A 19,357-nucleotide genomic window follows, 5' to 3' on the forward strand; every position below is an offset into this window, starting at 1 on the left:
GCTAAGGAGAATTGAACTCCTGACCTCCTGCATGCCATGCAGGCGCTCTACCAACTGAGCTATAGCCCCTTGCTGTCCGCCCCGTTCCGGGTTTCCCCCGCGGCGACAGACAGAACATTAACCGGCCCCCCTGGGGATCACCAAATCGATTTCCCCGACGGTCCGAGGGTGCCCGGTAGGGTCCCCCTCTGTGACCGTGTCCGTGCTCGTCAGAACCCGCGCCCGCCGGTGGCCCCTCGCCACTGCCGCGGCAGCCTGCCTCGTGTCGTTCATAGCCTTCTGGGTGGCCCAACGGGTCGCCCACGTGAACATGCTCGACGTGATGGTCTACCGGGCGGAGGGGGAGACCGTCCGGGCCGGCGGCGACCTCTACGCGATGCGCGCCACCTCGGCGAACCTCGCCATGACCTACCCGCCCTTCGCGGGGCTGCTGTTCGTTCCCCTGACCTTCGTCGGCGTTCCGCTGATGCGGACGCTGGCGACGGCCGGGAACCTGCTCCTCGTGGTCGCGCTGGTCCAGCTCTCCCTCCAGCTCGTCCGCCCGTCCCTCTCGCGGGAGCGGCTCTGGCAGGCCACGTTCCTGGTGGCGGCGGTCGTGGTCTGGTGCGAGCCGGTGTGGACGACGCTGCGGTACGGGCAGATCAATCTGCTCGTCGCGGTGGCGGTGCTGTGGGACTTCACACGCCGCGAGGGCAACCGCTGGGCGGGCCTCGGCATCGGTCTGGCGACTGCGGTGAAGCTCACACCCGGCCTGTTCGTCGTGTTTCTCCTGGTCGCCGGCGTGCTCCTGTGGCGCCGCGAGAAGGGCTGGAACCAGTGGCTGCGCACGGCGGCCACGGCGACCGCGGTGTTCCTCGGGGCGACCCTGATGAGCGCGCTGATCCTGCCGTACGACTCCAAGCGCTTCTGGACCGGGACGCTCTTCGAGACGGGCCGGGTCGGCTTCGCGGAGGAGACCGCCAACCAGTCGCTGCGCGGGGTGCTCGCGCGGCTGATGCACACCGACGACCCGGGCATGTGGTGGGCGTTGGTCGCGGCCGTGCTCGGTGGTGCGGCCATGGTCCTCGCGGTGCGGGCCGCGCTGCGCGGGGACAAGGCCCTGGCCGTGATCGTCTGTGCGGTGACGGCGCTGATGATCAGCCCGATCTCCTGGTCCCACCACTGGGTGTGGTGCGTTCCGCTGCTCGTCCTGCTCGTGGACCGCCGCGACCGCGTGCGGCCCGGGTGGGCGGTGCCGGCGGTGGCACTGGCCTTCGCGTCGTTCGCGCTGTGGTGGATACCACACGACCCGGGGCGTCCGGAACTCGACCAGAACGCGGGTCAGATGCTGCTCTCGGCGATCTATCCGCTGACCGCGACCGCCCTGTTCCTGGGGTACGGCCTCAGCCGGTGGCGTCAGGCCGTGGCGAAGGAGTAGAAGCGCTTGAGGGTGCAGTGCTCGTCGAGCAGTCGTCCGTAGATCGGCTCACCCTCGAGTTCGCGGTAGGTCTCGATCGGGTCGCCCTTTATGATCAGCGCCCTCGCGCACTCCTCGCACCAGTACTGGTACTCCGTGTTGACCGGGTCCATGTCCCGGACAATGGGCGTACCGCTGCCGCACCAGTCGCACTTCCGCCTGTGTGCACCCATCAATCAGCTCCAGCTGTGGCCGCAGGACGTGCACACAAAGGACACTCCGCCGTTGTCGCCGAGCACTTGGACCACCCAGGCTGAACCGCACGAGGGGCAGTCGAACGCCGCTCCGGTCCCCTGGACCGCGGCGCGGTCCTCGACGGGCTCGGCGACGGCATCGGTCTCGGCACCCTCGGCACCGCTCGCGGCCATCGCACACTCCCTCCCGTCCGGACCCTCGTACCCCTCCGGCCGTCCGATTCTGCCATGGCCCCGCAAGGGGGTCAGCGAGCTCGGTGCACCAGGGCGGCCGACGCGCCCAAGATCGATGCGGCGGCCAGGGCGAGTGCGCACGCCACGAGCGCGTCGGCGGAGTCATGCGCCCCCGGCGTATGCAGCCGAGCGAGGAAGAGTGTGCCGAAGCTCGCGACACCGATCAGCTGGCCGAGCTGGGTGACGGTGGCGAGCAGCCCACTGGCGTCGGCGGTCTCCTCGGGTCGTACGCGGGCCAGCGCGCCGGTCAGGGCCGGGCTGAAGGCCAGCGCGAGCCCCGCGCCCATGGCGGCGAGTGCCGGGTAGAGCCCCCAGCCGCCCGCGTCGCCGCCCCTGAGGAGGCCGCCCATGGCCAACGAGGCGACGGCGGCCAGCAGGAAGCCGCCGGGGATCAGGATGCCCTGCAGGCGGGCGGGCCAGCGCCGCCAGGTCAGGCCGACCACGCCGAAGGCCGCGGCGGCCGGCGCGAGGGTCAGCCCGGCGCGCAGGGCGCTGTGTCCGAGCCCTCCCTGCAGATGCAGGGTGATGGTGAAGAGGAATCCGGCGTTGACGGCCATCGCCACGGCGATCTCGAACGCGGCCCGTCCGATGCCCGGGATGCGCAGCACGCGCGGGGCGATGAGCGGCGCGCCGCCCCGGCGCGCGAGCCGGGTCTCGAACGCGCCGAAGGCCGCGAGGACCGCCGCGGAGCACGCGAGCGAGATCCAGGCCCACAGCGGCCAGTCCTGCTCCTGCCCGAGGACCAGGGGGACCGTGAGCAGCGAGACGGCGGCGGCGAGCAGGACGAGCCCGGGCAGGTCGAGGGAGCGGGCGCTTTCGGGCTCGGTGTGCGCGTCACGCGGCAGGACCCGGGCGCCCAGGGCCAGCAGGGCGAGTCCGATGGGCACGTTGACGAGGAAGACCGGCCGCCAGCTGCTGCCGAACAGGTCGGCGCTGACGAGGATGCCGCCGACGACCTGGCCGGCCGCGGCGCCGGTGGCGAGCACCGCGGAGTACGCGCCGAGGGCGCGGACGCGGCCCTCACCGGTGAAGTTCCGCTGGATGAGGCTGAGCACCTGAGGGATCATCAGGGCCGCCCCGGCGCCCTGGACGAGCCGGAAGGCGATCAGCTGACCGGTTCCCGCGGCCAGTCCGCAGGCGAGCGAGGCCGCGGTGAAGACGGCGAGTCCGAGGAGGTACGTCCGTCGGTGCCCGAGCCGGTCGCCGAGTCGCGCGCCGGTGATCAGCAGGACCGCGTAGGCGATGGTGTATCCGGCGATGACGAGCTGAAGTCCCGCCCCGGAGGCGGACAGTTCGGTGCGGATGGTGGGGGCGGCGACGTTGACGATGAAGACGTCGAGCAGTGCCATGAACTGGGCCGCGAGCACCACCCCGAGCAGCGCCCGGGGCCGGTTGTCGGTGCCACCGTCTTTACTGAGTACGGGCCGTGTTGTGGTCGTCGTCATACGAGGCAGCGTGACGAGGATTCGATACGGGTAACGAGAGCCCGCCGATGCTGGTACTGACAGCACCTGGCAGCGGCGGCACGGGGACTCGACCATGGGGGTGTGACGACTTTGGCAGCACCGACACAGCGGCGCCGCCGACCGGAGCTGGCGGCGTTCCTGCGCAGCCGCCGGGCGCGGGTGACTCCGGAGGACGTGGGTATGCCGCCCGGCCTGCGCCGCCGTACGCCCGGGCTGCGCCGCGAGGAGGTGGCCCAGCTCTCCGGCGTCGGCGTCACCTGGTACACCTGGCTGGAGCAGGGCCGCCCGATCAACGCCTCCGCCCAGGTGCTCGACGCGGTCGCCCGTACGCTGCGGCTCGATCGGCCCGAGCGCGAGCACCTGTACCACCTGGCGGAGGTGCCGTTCGCGCCCGACCGGGGCGCCGAGGCCGTCGAGACGGTCGGCCCCGAGCTCCAGGGGATCCTGGACGCCCTGGTCCCGCGTCCGGCGGTGGTCTACAACAGCCGGTACGACGTGCTGGCGACCAACTCGATGTACCGGACGCTGTTCTCGGATCCGGAGCACACTCCCTTCGGGTTCCGGAACGTGCTGTGGACGCTCTTCACGATGGACGAGGACCGCTGTCCGCTCGTCGACAAGGGGCGGGAGCTTCCGCTGATGGTCGCCCAGATGCGCGGCGCGTACGGCAGGCACGTGGGCGAGCCGGTCTGGGAGTCGTTCGTGCGGCGGCTCTCGGAGGCCAGCCCCGACTTCGCCCGGCTCTGGCGCAGTGGCGACGTCGTACCGCCGGGAAGCCAGATCAAGACCTTCCGTCACGACACCGTGGGAGAGCTGCGGATGACGTCGCTGTCGCTCTCCATCAACGGGATGCCGGAGTGCCGGATCGTGGCCTACACGCCGAACGACGAGGAGAGCGGCCGCGCGATGGCGACGCTGCATGCCGAGGCGGTGGACGACTGGCAGTGACGGAAACGACGAATCCCGCCCCCTGGTGGGGACGGGATTCGGTGACTGTGGAGCTAAGGAGAATTGAACTCCTGACCTCCTGCATGCCATGCAGGCGCTCTACCAACTGAGCTATAGCCCCTCGTGTTCTCTGCGCTCCGCGCTGCGAACAAGAAGAACTCTAGCCTGTGACCTGCCGGAAAGTGAAATCCGGGTCTGCGGGCGACTCAGTCGTCGTCGCCGAGGACCGGCTCGGGCAGCGTGCCGGCGTTGTGCTCCAGGAGCCGCCAGCCGCGCGCGCCCTCGCCGAGGACGGACCAGCAGCAGTTGGAGAGCCCGCCGAGGCTCTCCCAGTGGTGCGCCTCCATGCCGAGCAGCCGGCCGATGGTGGTGCGGATCGTGCCGCCGTGGCTCACCACGACCAGCGTGCCGTCCTCGGGCAACTTGTCGGCGTGCTCCAGGACCACCGGGGCGGCCCGGTCGGCGACCTCGGTCTCCAGTTCGCCGCCGCCCCTGCGCACGGGCTCGCCGCGCTTCCAGGCGGCGTACTGCTCGCCGTAGCTCGCGACGATCTCGTCGTGGGTCAGCCCCTGCCACTCCCCCGCGTACGTCTCGCGCAGGGCGGAGTCGTACGCGACGGGGTGGCCGGTGAGCGCGGCGAGCTCGCCGGCGGTGGCCGCGGCCCGCTTCAGGTCCGAGGCGATGATCGCGTCCGGCTTCAGCGAGGCCAGCAGCCGGGCGGACCGGCGGGCCTGGGCCACGCCGGTCTCGGTCAGCTCGATGTCCGTGGAGCCCTGGAAACGGCGCTCCAGGTTCCACGAGGTCTGACCGTGACGCCACAGGACGATACGGCGGCCGCTGCCGCCCTTGGTGGTGCTCAGCTCAGCTCACCGTCCGTCTCGTCGGCGGCACCCGTCAGCGCGGCGTGCTCGGCGGCCTTGCCGCGGGTCTTCAGGGCGTCCTCGGGCAGCGGCAGCTCGGGGCAGTCCTTCCAGAGCCGCTCCAGGGCGTAGAAGACCCGCTCCTCACTGTGCTGGACGTGGACGACGATGTCGACGTAGTCCAGGAGGATCCAGCGGGCGTCGCGGTCTCCCTCACGGCGCACCGGCTTGGCGCCGAGCTCCTTGTTGAGCCGCTCCTCGATCTCGTCGACGATCGACTTGACCTGGCGGTCGTTGGGTGCGGAGGCGAGCAGGAAGGCGTCGGTGATCGACAGCACATCGCTGACGTCGTACGCGATGATGTCGTGCGCGAGCCGGTCGGCCGCCGCCTGGGCGGCGGCGTTGACGAGCTCGATGGAGCGATCCGTGGCGGTCACAAGCAGGCTTTCGTCGGCGGTCAGAGACACATCAAGGGTCTCACGTACCGCCGACCGCCCCGCAAACCATTACGAGCAGGTCACCGCTTGCTCCCGGGGATCTTGTAATCCTGTCCCAGGACCACCGTGACGGCGCCGTTCCCGGCGGTCTCGCCCTTCTTGACCGCGCCCTCCGGCAGGCCGAGGGTCTTGGCCACCTCGCCGGCCGTCGCCTTCTGGGCGTCGTCACCGTAGAGGACCTGCGACTTCTCCTCGGTCTCCGCCTTGGCGCCGCCCACGAAGGCGAAGCCTCCGTTGATCAGGACGACCCTGGCGGCCTCGGTCGCGTCCTTGCCGGTGGCGTCCCGGATCGCGACACGGACCGCGCTGCCCTGGTCGGGCGCGCTGACCTTGCCGCCGAGGATGTCCTTGACCACACTGTCGGCCGCGCCCTGGCCCAGCGAGCCGTCCTGCTCCACCGGGAGCACCGCCGTCTTGTAGTCGCCGCCCTTGGCGTGCTCGGCCAGCTTGGCGAGCGAGGCTCCGAGGTCCTTCTCCGGCAGGGAGGGGTCGAGGATCTGGGCGAGGGTCTCGACGGTGACCGTGGCGGCCTTGGGGTCGTCGGACATCTTCCGCAGCACCCCGTAGACGACCTGGCCGAAGCGCTGGAGCTGCTTGGCCTCGGCCTCGCCGGGCCCGCGGTAGGTCGCGTACGCGACGGCCGCTCGGCCGTTGAGCGTCTGGTTCTCGCCCTTGGCGACGAGCGGGGCCTCGCCCTTCTTGTCGCTGGGCACCTCGGTGTCGGTGGTGATGTCGATGTTGCTGACCAGCTCGACCAGGTTCTCCAGGTACGGGGTGTCGAGCCGCCATGTACCGGTGATCTTCGTGCCGAGGAGGTTGCCGATGGCTTCGCGGGTGCCGGTGGAGCCGTCGTCCTCGACGGACTTGGCGAGGGTGGTCGCGGAGCCCTCGTCGTTGGCGACGGAGAGCGCGTTGGGCAGCAGGACGGTGGTGCCCTGCTTGGTCGTGGTGTTGTCCACGAGCAGGGCGGTGCTGGTGCCGCCGCCCTTGGTGTCGTGGAGGTGGACGACGATCGTGTCCCGCTTCTGCGGTCCGGTCGCGATGTTCTGCTTCTGCTCCTCGCCGGACAGGCCGGGGAGCTTGCCCGCGTACCAGAGGTAGCCGACGCCGCCGACGGCGGCGACGACCAGGGCCACGACCAGGGCGACGACCCGGTTGCGGCCGCGCCGCCTGGCCTCCTCGCGCCGCTCGGAGCGGCTCTCGGTGAACTTCAGCCAGTCGATGACGTCTTCGGAGTCCTCGTCGGGCTCCTCGATGAACGAGAACTGCTCGGTGCGGTAGGCCCGGTCGTCGCCGCTGTCGTCCAGCGCGGGGCGCTGCCCGGGCACGCCCGCGGGAGCGGCCACCGGGGCGCGCGGCGGGGCCGCGGGGGCGGGGGCCGCTTCGCCCTGCACGGCCCACTGCTGCCCGGTGTCGTACGAGGCGTACGGGTCGTATCCGCGCTGCTGCCCGTACGGGTCGTACTGAGGCTGCTGCGGCTGCTGGACCGGCTGCCCGTAGGCGTCGTAGCCGTAGCCCTGCTGCTGGACGGGCTGCTGCTGCACCGGCTGCTGGGCGTGCTGCTGCTGGTGCTGCGCGTACGGGTCGTACGGCTGCTGTGCCTGCGGTGGGACCTGCTGGTACACCGGCTGCCCGTACTCGTCGTAGCCGATGATCTGCGGCTGCGGGTAGTACGGGTCGTACGGGTTCTGTTCGTTCACCGGTGCCCCTCTCCGAGGCTCACTCGCCGCGGTACAACTGGCGCTTGTCGATGTAGCGCACCACGCCGTCCGGCACCAGGTACCAGACGGGGTCGCCCTGCGCGACCCTAGCCCGGCAGTCGGTGGAGGAGATCGCCAGCGCGGGAACCTCGACGAGCGAGACCCCGCCCTTGGGCAGTCCATCGTCCGTGAGGTCATGGCCCGGTCGGGTGACGCCGATGAAGTGGGCGAGCGAGAAGAGCTCCTCCGCGTCGCGCCACGTGAGGATCTGCGACAGCGCGTCGGCCCCGGTGATGAAGAAGAGGTCCGCGTCGCTGTTGAGGGAGCGCAGGTCCCGCAGGGTGTCGATGGTGTACGTCGCCCCGCCGCGGTCGATGTCGATACGACTGACCGAGAACTGCGGGTTGGACGCGGTGGCGATGACCGTCATCAGATACCGGTCCTCGGCCGCCGATACGGCCTTGTGGCTCTTCTGCCACGGCTGCCCGGTCGGCACGAACACCACCTCGTCGAGGTGGAACAGGGCGGCCACCTCACTGGCGGCCACCAGGTGTCCGTGGTGGATCGGGTCGAACGTTCCGCCCATCACGCCGAGTCGGCGCTTGCCGCGGCCGCCAGTAGGCACTTCCTGCTCTCCCATGCGTGCAGAGCCTACTGGCACCGCTTCGAACGTCCGATCCGCGGTCGCCGGCTCAGCGGTCGCGGTTGAAGCGGGTGGTGATCCACAGCAGCAGAAGCAGCGCACCGAGCGCGCCGAAACCGGTGAGGTACGGGTTGAGGCTGTCGTGGTTGCCACCGTGCTCGGCGGCACCCTCGGCGAGCGAGACCAGGTTGGCGGCGGTGCTGTGGAGGCTCATCGTCAGCAGGACCTATCGATCGGGGATGGGAGCGGAGACTTCGCGCACATCGTATGCGGGCGGTCCGGGCACGCTCACGCCGACTCAGTCGTTGTCAGGGCGGTCGTACTCCGCGGTTGTCCGCTGTGCCCGAGTTATCCACAGGCTCCGGCGCCCGGTGGGCCCCAGCACCTAGTCTGGGATTCGTCAGGGGGACGAGCAAGGTCTCGTACGAACAGGGGGCATCCATGACCGAGAAGACCGACAACGGCGGCGGGAACGTGCCGAGCAGGCAGCGCAAGCGCTTCCCCGGCATTTCCTCACGGGCCTACGAGCATCCGGCCGACCGCTCCGCGCTCGTCGCGCTGCGCAAGCTCACCGGCTTCGACACGGTCTTCAAGGCGCTCAGCGGGCTGTTGCCCGAGCGCAGTCTTCGACTGCTGTTCCTCTCCGACTCCGTGCGGGTGAGCGACGCGCAGTTCACGCACCTCAACGACATGCTGAGGGACGCGTGTTACATCCTGGACCTGGAGAAGGTCCCGCCGATGTACGTCACCCAGGACCCGAAGCCGAACGCGATGTGCATCGGCCTGGACGAGCCGATCATCGTGGTCACCACCGGCCTCGTGGAGCTGCTCGACGAGGAGGAGATGCGGGCGGTCGTCGGCCACGAGGTGGGCCACGCCCTCTCGGGTCACTCCGTGTACCGCACGATCCTGTTGTTCCTCACCAACCTGGCGCTGAAGATCGCCTGGATCCCGCTGGGCAACGTCGCGATCATGGCGATCGTGACGGCGCTGCGGGAGTGGTTCCGCAAGTCCGAGCTCTCTGCGGACCGTGCGGGGCTCCTCGTCGGCCAGGACCTCCAGGCGTCGATGCGCGGTCTGATGAAGATCGCCGGCGGCAACCATCTGCACGAGATGAACGTGGACGCGTTCCTCGCGCAGGCCGACGAGTACGAGAAGGGCGGCGACCTGCGGGACTCCGTCCTGAAGATCCTCAACGTACTCCCGCGTTCGCACCCCTTCACCACCGTCCGGGCGGCCGAGCTGAAGAAGTGGTCCGAGACCCGCGACTACCAGCGGATCATGGACGGGCACTACCCGCGGCGGTCGGAGGACAAGGACACCTCGGTGACCGACTCCTTCCGGGAATCCGCCGGGCATTACGCCGAATCGGTGCGCACCAGCAAGGATCCGCTGATGAAGCTCGTCGGTGACATAGCCGGTGGCGCGGGCGATCTCGCGGGCGACCTGAGCGGGAAGCTGCGGGACCGGTTCGGCGGCGGGGCCCCGCGGGGCGACGCCGGCGGCGCGGCTGCCGACGGCACCGCTCAGAGCGAGGGCTGAGCGCTCGGGTCCAGGGTTCCGCAGAGCGAGGAGGCGGCGGGCCGGCCCGTGGCGTACGGGTCGGTGACCGCCGGGTCGCCGGAGGCCGAGATCCGCTCGCCGGCCAGGAGCGGGCGGAGGGAGCCGCTGGTGTCGGCGCCGCAGGCCTGTGGGCCTGCCTGGACGGTGCTGGTCAGCAGTTCGGCGCGGTGCATCCGCAGGTCCTCGCGGTCGAAGCGGAAGTGCGTCTCGCGGTGGACGGTGAAGAGCGATGCCTGGCCCACCGGCCCGGCGCCCGAGGCCGCGGGGCGCAGGGCGTAGGTGAACGTGTGGTCGGCCGTCACCTCCAGCATGTCGGTGCCCGTCTCCGCGAAGCGGAGGGTGCCCTGGACCCGGATGCCGGGGTCGGCCAGGACCACCTTGGCCGGGTCGAACCGCACCAGCCAGCCGGACACCGCGTGGCGACCGTCGTCGAGCGAGGCCTCGACGCTCTGGTCGAACTGCGCCAACTGGTCGGGATCGAGCAGCAGCCGGGCCGGGCGGGCCGTCACACCGGCCAGCACATCGGGCTCCAGGGAGGAGGCCACGAGGTAGTCCTTGGCGATCGTCAGGGCGGTCACCACCTGGCTCTCCGAGAAATGGGTGGTGCGTCCGGCGACCGGGAAGTTGATGCCGGCGGCTCCGGTGCGGTACTCGGCGGCGGGGCTGTGGGCGAACAGCTGGGCGGGCTGACCGCCGGCCACCCGGCCCTGCGGGGCCAGCGGGACCAGGGTGATCCGCAGCGGTTCGGCGCGCTGGTCCAGCGGGGGCTGGTAGGGGTTGCGGACGCCGAGATAGATGGCCGTTCCGAAGGCCAGGAGGATCAGCAGCACCAGCATCACGGCCTGGCGGGAGCCGCTTCTGGGCTCCCAGGCGGAGCGGGAGCGCACGGCCTGGGAGTGCTCCCCCATCCGCTCCTCGGCGGAGAACTCCTGGAGCCGGGCAGCACGGACGAACGACTCGTCGAAGACGACGGATCGGTACTCGTCCTCACCACCGCCGGGGTCGGGTGCCGGCCCCTCAGGCGGGTCGCCACGCCCTGCCATACCTTCAGAGTAGGTCTGCGGAAGCCCTGGTAAACGCCCAGGTACACGACAAGTTCGGAAGATTTCCGACGCATGGCGCTCCCTCCGGGGCCGGAGGGCTCAGGGAGTGCGTGGAACGGCGGAGACGGGGGGCGCGGAGTACTCGGCGGAGGCCGAGGGCGCGGTGACCGCGGGAGGGACGGCCCGCGGCTTGTCGATGCCGGTGGTGGCGGGGGCCGGGACCTGGTCCTGACGGTTGGCGGAGGCGCCCCGGTAGACCGCGGTGAAGGCGAGGGCGACCATGCCGACACCCATCACGAGGGCGAGCACCCAGGCGACCGGCCGGTGCCAGCGGGCGCTGCCCCGATAGGGACGCAGGGCGCCGCCGTGGCGTCCGTACGGCCCGGAGTCGTCGTCGGGGTCATACGGGTCGTAGCCGTCGGCGTAGGGGCTGCTGAAGGGGTCCGAGGGGTCGTAGCCGTCCTCGTAGAGCTCGTCGTCGCCCGGTCCCCCGCCGGCCCTGGCGCGGGCGGCCTCCGCCTCCGCGCGGGCCTGCGCGGCCGCCAGCAGTCGCTCTACGGCGGTCGGCTCATGGACCTCGGCTGCCCGTACGAAGTCCTCGTCGAACACCACGGTGGCGAAGTCCTCGTCCGCGCCCCCGCGGTCGTCGTCAGGCTCCCAGCCGTCCGGGAACGGCTTGCCCCCCACGTCGTCCGGCACGGATTCAGAGTAGACCTGGGAGGTGGTTTTGGGCAGGGAGAGTGCGAACTATCCCTGCCCGCCCGGCTCCCCCGGGGCCCCGCGGGAGCGGGACCGAACGGGGGAATCGGGGCTTACCGCGTGTGACCGTCGCCGGTGACGATGTACTTCGTGGAGGTCAGCTCGGGCAGGCCCATGGGCCCGCGAGCGTGCAGTTTCTGCGTCGAGATGCCGATCTCGGCGCCGAAGCCGAACTGGCCACCGTCGGTGAAGCGGGTGGACGCGTTGACGGCGACCGTCGTGGAGTCGACCAGCTGGGTGAAGCGGCGGGCGGCAGCCTGCGAGGTGGTGACGATCGCCTCGGTGTGGCCGGAGGACCAGAGCCGGATGTGCTCGACGGCCTTGTCGAGCGAGTCGACGACGGCGGCGGCGATGTCGTAGGAGAGGTACTCGGTCTCCCAGTCCTCCGGGGTCGCGGGGACGACGGTGGCCTTGGAGCCCTCGGCGTGGGCCAGGATCCGCTCGTCGGCGTGGACGGTGACGCCGGCGTCGGCGAGGGCGGCGAGCGCACGGGGCAGGAAGGCCTCGGCGATGTCCTTGTGGACGAGGAGGGTCTCGGCGGCGTTGCAGACACTGGGGCGCTGCGCCTTGGAGTTGATCAGGATGTCGACGGCCATGTCGAGGTCGGCCTGGGCGTCGACGTAGACGTGGCAGTTGCCCGTGCCGGTCTCGATGACCGGGACCGTGGACGCCTCGACGACCGTACGGATGAGGGAGGCGCCGCCGCGCGGGATGAGGACGTCGACCAGGCCGCGGGCGCGCATCAGCTCCCGTACCGACTCGCGGGACTCGCCGGGGACGAGCTGGATGGCGTCGGCGGGCAGGCCGGCGCCGCCGATGGCGTCGCGCAGGACCTTCACCAGGGCCGTGTTGGAGGCGTACGCGGAGGACGAGCCGCGCAGCAGGACGGCGTTGCCGGACTTGAGGCAGAGGGCGGCCGCGTCCACGGTCACGTTCGGCCGGGCCTCGTAGATGATGCCGACGACGCCGAGCGGGACGCGGACCTGGCGCAGGTCGATGCCGTTCGGGAGGGTCGAGCCGCGGACGACCTCGCCGACCGGGTCGGGAAGCGCGGCCACGTCACGGACGTCGGCGGCGATCGCCCGTACCCGCTCCGGGGTGAGGGTGAGCCGGTCGATGATCGACTCGCTGGTGCCGGCCTCGCGGGCGCGGGCGACGTCCTCGGCGTTGGCCTCGACGATCTCGGCGGCACGGACTTCCAGGGCGTCCGCGATGGCGAGCAGGGCGTCGTCCTTCGCCGCGCGCGGAAGTGGCGCGATTTCGGCGGCGGCCCCGCGGGCCTGGTAGGCGGCCCGGGTGACCGGGGACAGGTTGTCGAGGGGCGTGAGCGAGGTCATGTCCGCAGGGTACTGGCACCCCTGCGGACATCCCGCACGTATCCCGTACGTATCCCGCACTGCGAGACTCCTCCGGGGGCGAGGCGCCCGTCAGCCCGTTTCGGGCCGTTCCGGCCCGTCAGTACGGGTGGACCCCCACCGGGGCGGCCGGCGGCGGGCCGTAGCCCTCGGCGATGCGCAGGTGATAGGTCTCGCGGTCGATGACCTCCAGGCCGACGATCTCCCAAGGCGGCAGCTTGGCGGTCTGCCGGTGCTCGCCCCACAGCCGCAGCGCGACCGCCGCGGCATCGTGCAGGTCACGGGCCTCTTCCCAGTAGCGGATCTCCGCGTGATCATTGGCGTAGCGACTGGTCAGCAGGAAGGGATGGTCGTGGGCGAGCTGCTCCAGGGCGCGCCTGACCTCCTTCAGTGGGGCCTCGGCCCCCGAGACGCTGAGCGTGATGTGCCAGAGCTTCGAGGCGACCATCGCCCGCTCCTCAACGCGTGCCTCAGCTGTCTCGGTGTCCTGCCCCTCGTCGAAGTCGGCTCCGGCCTCGACACTGGTCAGGGCGCGTTCGGCAGACCCGCGGGGCGGTGCCCCTGGGCGCGCTCGTCTCACCGGCGGCCTCCTGTTTGATGCGTGTGGTGCTGTACCCCGCCTTGTCTTGCCCCCGAGACAAAGTTGACCAGCCCGAGGCGGCACGTGGGGCGGTTTTGGTAAAGGTCTCTACCGGATGGCCGGACTTTCAGCCGTTTCCCCACACCCCGACCGCCACCCCGGCACACACCCCCGACGCCACCCCACCGCCACCCCGCTTCAACCCGACGGTCAGACCGGGTTCATCCGGTGACGGACGGCCCGCATCAGCCCCGGACGACCACCAGGTCGTCCCGGTGGACGACCTCCCGCTCGTACTCCGGGCCCAGTTCCTTGGCGAGTTCGTGCGTGGAGCGGCCGAGCATCCGGGGGATCTCCTTGGCGTCGAAGTTGACGAGGCCGCGGGCGACGGCCCGGCCCTGGGTGTCGCGGAGCTCGACCGGGTCACCGGCCACGAACTCCCCCTCGACCGCGGCGATCCCGGCCGCGAGCAGCGACTTCTTGCCCTCGACGACGGCACGTACGGCCCCTTCGTCGAGAGTCAGAGAGCCCTGCGGGGTCGAGGCGTGGGCGAGCCAGAGCAGCCGGTCGGCGGAGCGGCGGCCGGTGCGGTGGAAGTACGTACCGGTGTCGCGGCCGGTCAGGGCGTCGGCGGCGCGGCTGGCGGAGGTGAGGACCACGGGAGTCCCCGCGGCGGCGGCGATCCGGGCGGCCTCGACCTTGGTGACCATGCCGCCGGTGCCGACCCCGGCCTTGCCCGCGGAGCCGATCTCGACATGGGCGATGTCCTCGGGCCCCGCCACCTCCGCGATCCGCGAGGTGCCCGGCTTGGACGGGTCCCCGTCGTACAGCCCGTCGACGTCCGAGAGCAGCACCAGCAGGTCGGCGCGGACGAGATGGGCGACGAGGGCGGCGAGCCGGTCGTTGTCGCCGAAGCGGATCTCGTCCGTGGCGACCGTGTCGTTCTCGTTGACGACCGGCAGCGCGCCCATGGCGAGGAGCTGGTCGAGGGTCCGGTAGGCGTTGCGGTAGTGGGCACGGCGACTGGTGTCGTCGGTGGTGAGGAGCACCTGTCCGACGCGTACGCCGTACCGCGCGAAGGAGGCGGTGTAGCGGGCGACCAGGAGGCCCTGGCCGACGCTGGCGGCGGCCTGCTGGCGGGCGAGGTCCTTGGGGCGGCGGGTGAGGCCGAGCGGGGCGAGGCCGGCGGCGATGGCACCGGAGGAGACCAGGACGATCTCCTTCTCACCGCCGCTGCGGACCTTGGCGAGGACGTCGACGAGGGCGTCGACCCGGTCGGCGTCGAGGCCGCCGGAGGCGGTGGTCAGTGAGGACGAGCCGACCTTGACGACGATCCTGCGGGCTTCCGTCACGTACTGCCTTGCCACTGTCACCTGTACCGCCGTCACCTGCGTCGCCTCATTCGGATGTCACGCGTCGCGCTCTCCCCGCCGCGACTGCCAGGCAATCTACGCGAGGCGGGGCGGCCGCCGCCCGTTCGTTCCGGTGGATGGAACGGGCGGGCGGTGGTGCGAGGCGCGTCGGCGGGCGTCTCCGGTCAGCGGGTCCTGACGGACTTCGACGCGGCCCCGGCCCCGTCGGCGGGACCGGTCCTTCCGGCGGCCGTAGCAGCGTCCGCACCGGCGGCCGTAGCAGTGTCCGCACCGGCGGCCGTAGCAGTGTCCGGACCGGCCGTAGCAGCGTCCGCACCGGCGGCCGCAGCAACGTCCGCGCCGGCCGGCGTACCCGCGCCGGCCGGAGTACCCCCGCCCGCACCCGCCTCCTCGCTCTTCTTCCCACCCGTCACGAGGATCTTCCGCGACAGCAGATAGGTGAACGGGATGGCCACGACGGCCGCGACGAGCGGCGCGATCCGGTCGTCCATACCGGCCCAGGTCACCAGGGCGTAGAGGCCGACGCTCTGCACCAGATAGTTGGTGACGTTGGTGAGCGGGAAGAGCGCGAACTTCTTCCAGGTCGGCCGGGTGCGGTAGGTGAAGTAGGTGTTCAGGAAGAACGAGCCGATCATGCTGAGCACGAAGGCGATGGAGTAGGCGGCGAAGTACGGCATCCACGGGTGCAGCAGCAGATAGCAGCCGTAGAACGTCCCGGTGTTTATCCCGCCCACCAGGCCGAATCGGACGATCTGGCCGAGCTGACCACGCATTACATCTCCCGGTCGGTCGCGACCAGGCTGACGCGCTCGCCGCCGGTCGCGCGACGGCCGCGGTCACCGCCCGTGAAGGAGCGGTGGGTCTCCCTCACGAGGAAGTGCGGCCGGCGCTTGGTCTCGTAGTAGATACGGCCGATGTACTCGCCGATCAGGCCCAGCATGATCATCTGGACGCCCCCGAGACCCACGATGATCGCCACGAGGGTCACATAGCCGGGGGCGCTGACGCCCTGGGTGAGGGCGGTCACGGTGATCCAGACCGCGTACAGCGCGGCCACTCCGACGAGGGTAAGGCCGAGCCAGATCGCGATGCGCAGCGGCCTGTTGTTGAAGGAGATCAGGCCGTCCATGCCGTAGTTGAGCAGGGAGCCGAACTTCCACTTCGTCTCGCCCGCCTCACGCGCGGCGTTCTCGTAGTCGAAGGTGACGGTGTCGAAGCCGATCCAGGAGAAGAGCCCCTTGGAGAAGCGGTTGTACTCGGGCAGCGACAGCAGCGCGTCGACGGCCGGGCGGGAGAGCATACGGAAGTCTCCCACGCCGTCGGTGAGTTCGACGTCGACCCACTTGTTGACGGCGCGGTAGTAGAGCCTGCTGAGGGCGGAGCGGACCTTCTTGTCGCCCTCGCGGGTGCGGCGGGCGATGATCTGGTCGTGGCCGCGCTCGTACAGCTCGAGCATCCGTGCGATGAGTTCCGGCGGGTGCTGGAGATCCGCGTCCATGATCACGACGGCGTCGCCGGAGGCCTCGCGGAGCCCGGCGAGCATCGCGGCCTCCTTGCCGAAGTTCCGGCTGAAGGAGACGTAACGGGTCTTCTTGGCGAACTCGGCGGCGATGGCGCGCAGCCGGAGGGCGGTGCCGTCGCTGCTGCCGTCGTCGACGTAGCAGAGCTCGTAGTCGACGGGCAGGTCGGCGAGGACCTCACGGATCCGGGTGTCGAAGCGGTCGATCACCGCTTCTTCGTTGAAGCAGGGCACAACGACGGAGATCTTGGTCATGGGCGTCGGCTCCTGGACATCGAGCGAGGAGTACGGGTGCGAAGGGCGTGCCCCACGGCGACGGCGAGGAGCAGCGCGGCGGCCGCTCCGCTCGCCGCGAGTCCGAGCCGCAGCCCGGGGGTGTGGAAGGAGCAGGACAGCCGCGAGGCGCCGTCTCCCAGGTCGACGGCCATCAGCCCGCCGAGCGTCCGGGGCGCGCGGGCCTGGCCGCCGTCGACGGAGCAGCGCCAGCCGGTGGCGGCCGGCACGGAGACGATCGCGATGCCCTTGGTTCCGGGCGCGAACGTGGCGCTGATGCCGTGTCCGGTCGCCTCGACACGCTCGGGCCCGGTGGCGCGCAGCTCCCGTACGGTCCGGTCGAGGGCGGCCCGGTCGAGGCAGCCGAGGGGGTTCCGCGGGATGAACTGCCCCCGGTTCGAGTGGATCTTGACGGTGACCTTGCCGTCGGCCGGCACGGTCCCGAGGGGGATCAGCGGGATGCTGGTCATCGGGTACTTGCCGCCGGTCTTGACGGTCTTGCCGAACGCCTGGATCCGTCCGGCCAGCCATGGGACGTGCAGGTAGGCCTCCGTGCCCGGGGTGCAGGCCGCGGTGAACGTGGCGCCGGCGCCGCGCGGCCGATCGGCCTTGAGCGGCCAGCCGCGGCCCGGGACGAGCGCGGTGTCCGCACCGCCCGCCGCTATGGCGCCGGCCCGGACGAACGCGGGCACCTCGTAGACCTTGGCGCCCAGCACCCGCTCCTGGCGGGCGAAGACGGTGGCGTCACGGGCGGCTCCGTCCAGGGGCGCGCCGGGGGGACGCAGCGTGACGACGGGCGGCGCGGCGGCGGTCCGCTGGACGAATCCGGCCGGCCCGGGCGCCCGTTCGAGGTAGCTGCTCACGCCCATGATCGCGCGGCCGACCGGGTCGTTGAAGCTGTTCGTGTGGCGGCCCTGGATGAACCAGCCGGCACCGAGCCCGTGCAGGCTTTCGGCGGTGGCCGCCGGCAGATAGCTGCTGTAGTAGCGGCCGCCCTGGCCGGCCAGCAGCATGGGGTCGTTGGCGGCGAAGCCGTTCGGTCCCGTCTCCGTCCGGCTCGCGGGCCACGCGTCGGCGGCCTTCAGCTGGTCGTAGGCGGCGCGCGTCTCGGCGTCGTAGGTGCGCTTGGGCTTCCACCAGTCGTGGGCGTCGCGGAGTCGGGTCGTCGACAGGACGGTGTACGTCGAGGAGAGGAAGACGGCGCCGGCCAGGGCGGCGGTCAGTCCTCGGCGTACCCGGCGGTCCGCCCGGAAGCGGTGCAGCGCGATGAGCAGGGCGAGGAAGACGATCCCGCCGACGGCGGTGAGGATCCAGGGGCCGCGGGTCATGTACGTCGTGCCGCTGGCGCAGGCGGCCAGGATCAGGACCACGGCGGCGCCGCGGAGGAGCTCCTTGGGGCGGGGCCGGCGGGCGAGCGCCAGCCAGGCGACGCACACGAGGACGGCGGTGAGGGCGATCGAGGCGCGGTAGGGGTTGCCGTTGGGCATGGCCAGTCCGTGCCAGAGCAGGATCGTGGGCTGCCAGACCAACGAGGCGGCCATGGCCAGGGTCAGGCCCAGCCACACGAACCGTTCCTTGATCGGCACCCGGCCGATGAACGGGTAGGTGGCGACCAGGAGCAGCGCGAGCATTCCGACGGAGACGCGCGGCGCTCCGGCGGCCAGCCCGCCGGGGAACAGGTGCGCCACGTAGTCGGTGACGACCGACCCCTTGTAGACGACCTCGGGCGCGGGCTGGGACAGCTTGCTCGCCTTGAGGCTCACCGTGAGCACGGGGGCGGCCAGCAGCAACCCGGTGACGGTCATGGATGCGCCGCGCGCGAGGACGCGGAGGCGCTCCGCGGCGGGCCGCTCGTCGAGGAGCACCCGGACCAGCAGCACCAGCGCCATCGCGAGGGTGGCCATGGCGGCGGTGTAGAAGTTGCCGGCCCAGCAGACGGTCACGAGCAGGGCGCCGAGCACCCAGCGGCGGCGGTCCAGGCACCAGTCGTAGGAGATGCCCAGGAGCGGGAAGGCGACCAGGCCCCACATCCACATGGGGTCGGAGAAGCCGTCCGAGATCATCCAGGCGCTCAGCGCGAATCCGACGGAGAGCAGTGCGCGCAGCCAGGGACTGCCCGCGTGGAGACGCCCCAGGAACACGGTCATCAGCCCGGCGGCCAGCCCGACACTGAAAAGGGTGACCAGGAACACGGGGAACTCGAGGCTGTCCCGGGGGAAGACCGCGACGAGCCACGAGAACGGGTTCATCAAATAAGTGAAGAAGTCCGCAAGAAACGGTGTGCCGAAACCGCTTGCCCAGTTGAAGAAGAGGTCCCCACTGGTGTCGCCGTGCATCAGGTCACGAAGGCGGGCGTGGAACGGCACGAACTGATTGCCGAGGTCGTTCACCGCGCGGGAGCGGTCACCGAAGGGATACGTGCCCTGAAGGGCCATGGCCAGGCAGTACGCGCCCATGGACACCAGGGCGGCGAACCAGCCCGCGACGAGCTGGGATCTTCGGTTCCGCCGGGGCTCCCGGACCGCCGGCGTCGTTGGTGTGACGGAGTCGGCCTCATGGCGTCGAGCGACCGTGTCGGGTGAGGGCATCTGTATGGGGGCCTTCCAGTGGGTTCCGTACTCCTGAGTGCCCCCCGCACCCCGGATGTCCCACTTAGTTCCCATTCGTACCGTACCGTCACCCTCTGTCAGGAAATGGTTACATAAAGAGGCTAAGGCCTCATCTGCACGCATCTGCAAGACGGAGACGGAGCCGAACGGGTTGCCCCTTAAAATCGACGAAACCGATCGAGAAGAGTGATCTCGATCGCACAGGCCCGGGCTCACGGCCCGGACGCCTCCCAGACCACCGGACCGTCGGAAAGTGAACGCGAGGTACCGTTGAGGCAGCCTGCG

18 protein-coding genes, 1 tRNA gene and 1 pseudogene are annotated in these 19,357 nt (G+C 70.9%); 3 read left to right on the forward strand and 17 right to left on the reverse strand.

Features of this window, described 5'->3' with window-relative positions:
* Positions 1-190 precede the first annotated feature (190 nt).
* Positions 191-1,417, forward strand: a complete 1,227-nt coding sequence (locus ACFVZW_RS28010) for a glycosyltransferase 87 family protein (RefSeq protein ID WP_384526771.1) — start codon at positions 191-193, stop codon at positions 1,415-1,417.
* Here the strand turns inward: ACFVZW_RS28010 and ACFVZW_RS28015 are convergent.
* The 3 genes from ACFVZW_RS28015 to ACFVZW_RS28025 all read right to left on the reverse strand — a co-directional run bounded on the left by ACFVZW_RS28015 (position 1,396) and on the right by ACFVZW_RS28025 (position 3,329).
* Positions 1,396-1,629, reverse strand: coding sequence for a hypothetical protein (locus tag ACFVZW_RS28015; protein ID WP_137989347.1), 234 nt, complete (start codon positions 1,627-1,629; stop codon positions 1,396-1,398). The genes ACFVZW_RS28010 and ACFVZW_RS28015 overlap by 22 nt on opposite strands.
* Positions 1,630-1,632: 3 nt before the next feature.
* The gene (locus tag ACFVZW_RS28020) at positions 1,633-1,824 is read right to left on the reverse strand and encodes a hypothetical protein (protein ID WP_384526775.1); all 192 of its coding nucleotides are present in this window, start codon (positions 1,822-1,824) and stop codon (positions 1,633-1,635) included.
* 71 nt (positions 1,825-1,895) lie between these two features.
* On the reverse strand, positions 1,896-3,329 hold the full coding sequence (locus ACFVZW_RS28025) for an MFS transporter (protein WP_384526778.1): 1,434 nt from the start codon (positions 3,327-3,329) through the stop codon (positions 1,896-1,898).
* Between the two features lie 102 nt (positions 3,330-3,431).
* On the opposite strand from ACFVZW_RS28025, the gene ACFVZW_RS28030 reads away from it, so the two are divergent.
* Complete coding sequence (locus tag ACFVZW_RS28030) at positions 3,432-4,298, forward strand: helix-turn-helix transcriptional regulator (protein ID WP_384526781.1); 867 nt, start codon at positions 3,432-3,434, stop codon at positions 4,296-4,298.
* Between the two features lie 48 nt (positions 4,299-4,346).
* Here ACFVZW_RS28030 and ACFVZW_RS28035 read toward each other — a convergent pair.
* From ACFVZW_RS28035 to ACFVZW_RS28060, 6 genes are all read right to left on the reverse strand, one after another.
* A tRNA-Ala gene (locus ACFVZW_RS28035) sits at positions 4,347-4,419 on the reverse strand.
* 85 nt (positions 4,420-4,504) lie between these two features.
* Complete coding sequence (locus ACFVZW_RS28040; RefSeq protein WP_384526826.1) at positions 4,505-5,158, reverse strand: histidine phosphatase family protein; 654 nt, start codon at positions 5,156-5,158, stop codon at positions 4,505-4,507.
* Positions 5,155-5,595, reverse strand: coding sequence for a ribosome silencing factor (rsfS, locus tag ACFVZW_RS28045; RefSeq protein WP_383554842.1), 441 nt, complete (start codon positions 5,593-5,595; stop codon positions 5,155-5,157). The genes ACFVZW_RS28040 and rsfS overlap by 4 nt, the downstream gene beginning before the upstream one ends.
* An 80-nt stretch (positions 5,596-5,675) precedes the next feature.
* The gene (locus ACFVZW_RS28050) at positions 5,676-7,355 is read right to left on the reverse strand and encodes an LCP family protein (protein WP_384526784.1); all 1,680 of its coding nucleotides are present in this window, start codon (positions 7,353-7,355) and stop codon (positions 5,676-5,678) included.
* 19 nt (positions 7,356-7,374) lie between these two features.
* Positions 7,375-7,995: a nicotinate-nucleotide adenylyltransferase gene (nadD, locus tag ACFVZW_RS28055; RefSeq protein WP_384526787.1), complete on the reverse strand. Its 621-nt coding sequence runs from the start codon at positions 7,993-7,995 to the stop codon at positions 7,375-7,377.
* Positions 7,996-8,047: 52 nt separating this feature from the next.
* Entirely contained in the window at positions 8,048-8,212 is a 165-nt protein-coding gene (locus ACFVZW_RS28060) for a hypothetical protein (RefSeq protein WP_329120641.1), read from the reverse strand.
* 227 nt (positions 8,213-8,439) lie between these two features.
* On the opposite strand from ACFVZW_RS28060, the gene ACFVZW_RS28065 reads away from it, so the two are divergent.
* Complete coding sequence (locus tag ACFVZW_RS28065) at positions 8,440-9,540, forward strand: M48 family metallopeptidase (protein WP_384526790.1); 1,101 nt, start codon at positions 8,440-8,442, stop codon at positions 9,538-9,540.
* Here ACFVZW_RS28065 and ACFVZW_RS28070 read toward each other — a convergent pair.
* The 8 genes and pseudogenes from ACFVZW_RS28070 to ACFVZW_RS28105 form a co-directional block, all read right to left on the reverse strand.
* Positions 9,525-10,604, reverse strand: coding sequence for a hypothetical protein (locus tag ACFVZW_RS28070; RefSeq protein WP_384526793.1), 1,080 nt, complete (start codon positions 10,602-10,604; stop codon positions 9,525-9,527). The two genes, ACFVZW_RS28065 and ACFVZW_RS28070, sit on opposite strands and share 16 nt — an antisense overlap.
* 99 nt (positions 10,605-10,703) lie before the next feature.
* Positions 10,704-11,303, reverse strand: coding sequence for a hypothetical protein (locus tag ACFVZW_RS28075; protein ID WP_383554856.1), 600 nt, complete (start codon positions 11,301-11,303; stop codon positions 10,704-10,706).
* A gap of 113 nt (positions 11,304-11,416) precedes the next feature.
* A complete protein-coding gene (locus ACFVZW_RS28080; protein ID WP_384526796.1) occupies positions 11,417-12,700 on the reverse strand; it encodes a glutamate-5-semialdehyde dehydrogenase in 1,284 nt (427 codons plus the stop codon).
* Positions 12,701-12,818: 118 nt separating this feature from the next.
* Positions 12,819-13,298 carry a hypothetical protein gene (locus ACFVZW_RS28085; RefSeq protein ID WP_384526799.1) on the reverse strand — a complete coding sequence of 160 codons (480 nt, stop codon included), beginning with the start codon at positions 13,296-13,298 and terminating at the stop codon, positions 12,819-12,821.
* 245 nt (positions 13,299-13,543) lie between these two features.
* Entirely contained in the window at positions 13,544-14,671 is a 1,128-nt protein-coding gene (proB, locus tag ACFVZW_RS28090) for a glutamate 5-kinase (RefSeq protein WP_384526802.1), read from the reverse strand.
* 365 nt (positions 14,672-15,036) lie between these two features.
* Positions 15,037-15,444, reverse strand: a pseudogene (locus ACFVZW_RS28095) (GtrA family protein); the annotation flags it as partial.
* Positions 15,444-16,445, reverse strand: a complete 1,002-nt coding sequence (locus ACFVZW_RS28100) for a glycosyltransferase family 2 protein (RefSeq protein ID WP_384526805.1) — start codon at positions 16,443-16,445, stop codon at positions 15,444-15,446. The gene ACFVZW_RS28100 and the pseudogene ACFVZW_RS28095, both read right to left, overlap by 1 nt.
* On the reverse strand, positions 16,442-19,051 hold the full coding sequence (locus ACFVZW_RS28105; protein WP_384526808.1) for a YfhO family protein: 2,610 nt from the start codon (positions 19,049-19,051) through the stop codon (positions 16,442-16,444). Before ACFVZW_RS28105 ends, ACFVZW_RS28100 begins: the two co-directional genes overlap by 4 nt.
* Positions 19,052-19,357: the final 306 nt, after the last annotated feature.

Origin of the sequence: Streptomyces sp. NPDC059567 (assembly GCF_042735655.1) — a bacterium.
Lineage (GTDB): Bacteria > Actinomycetota > Actinomycetes > Streptomycetales > Streptomycetaceae > Streptomyces.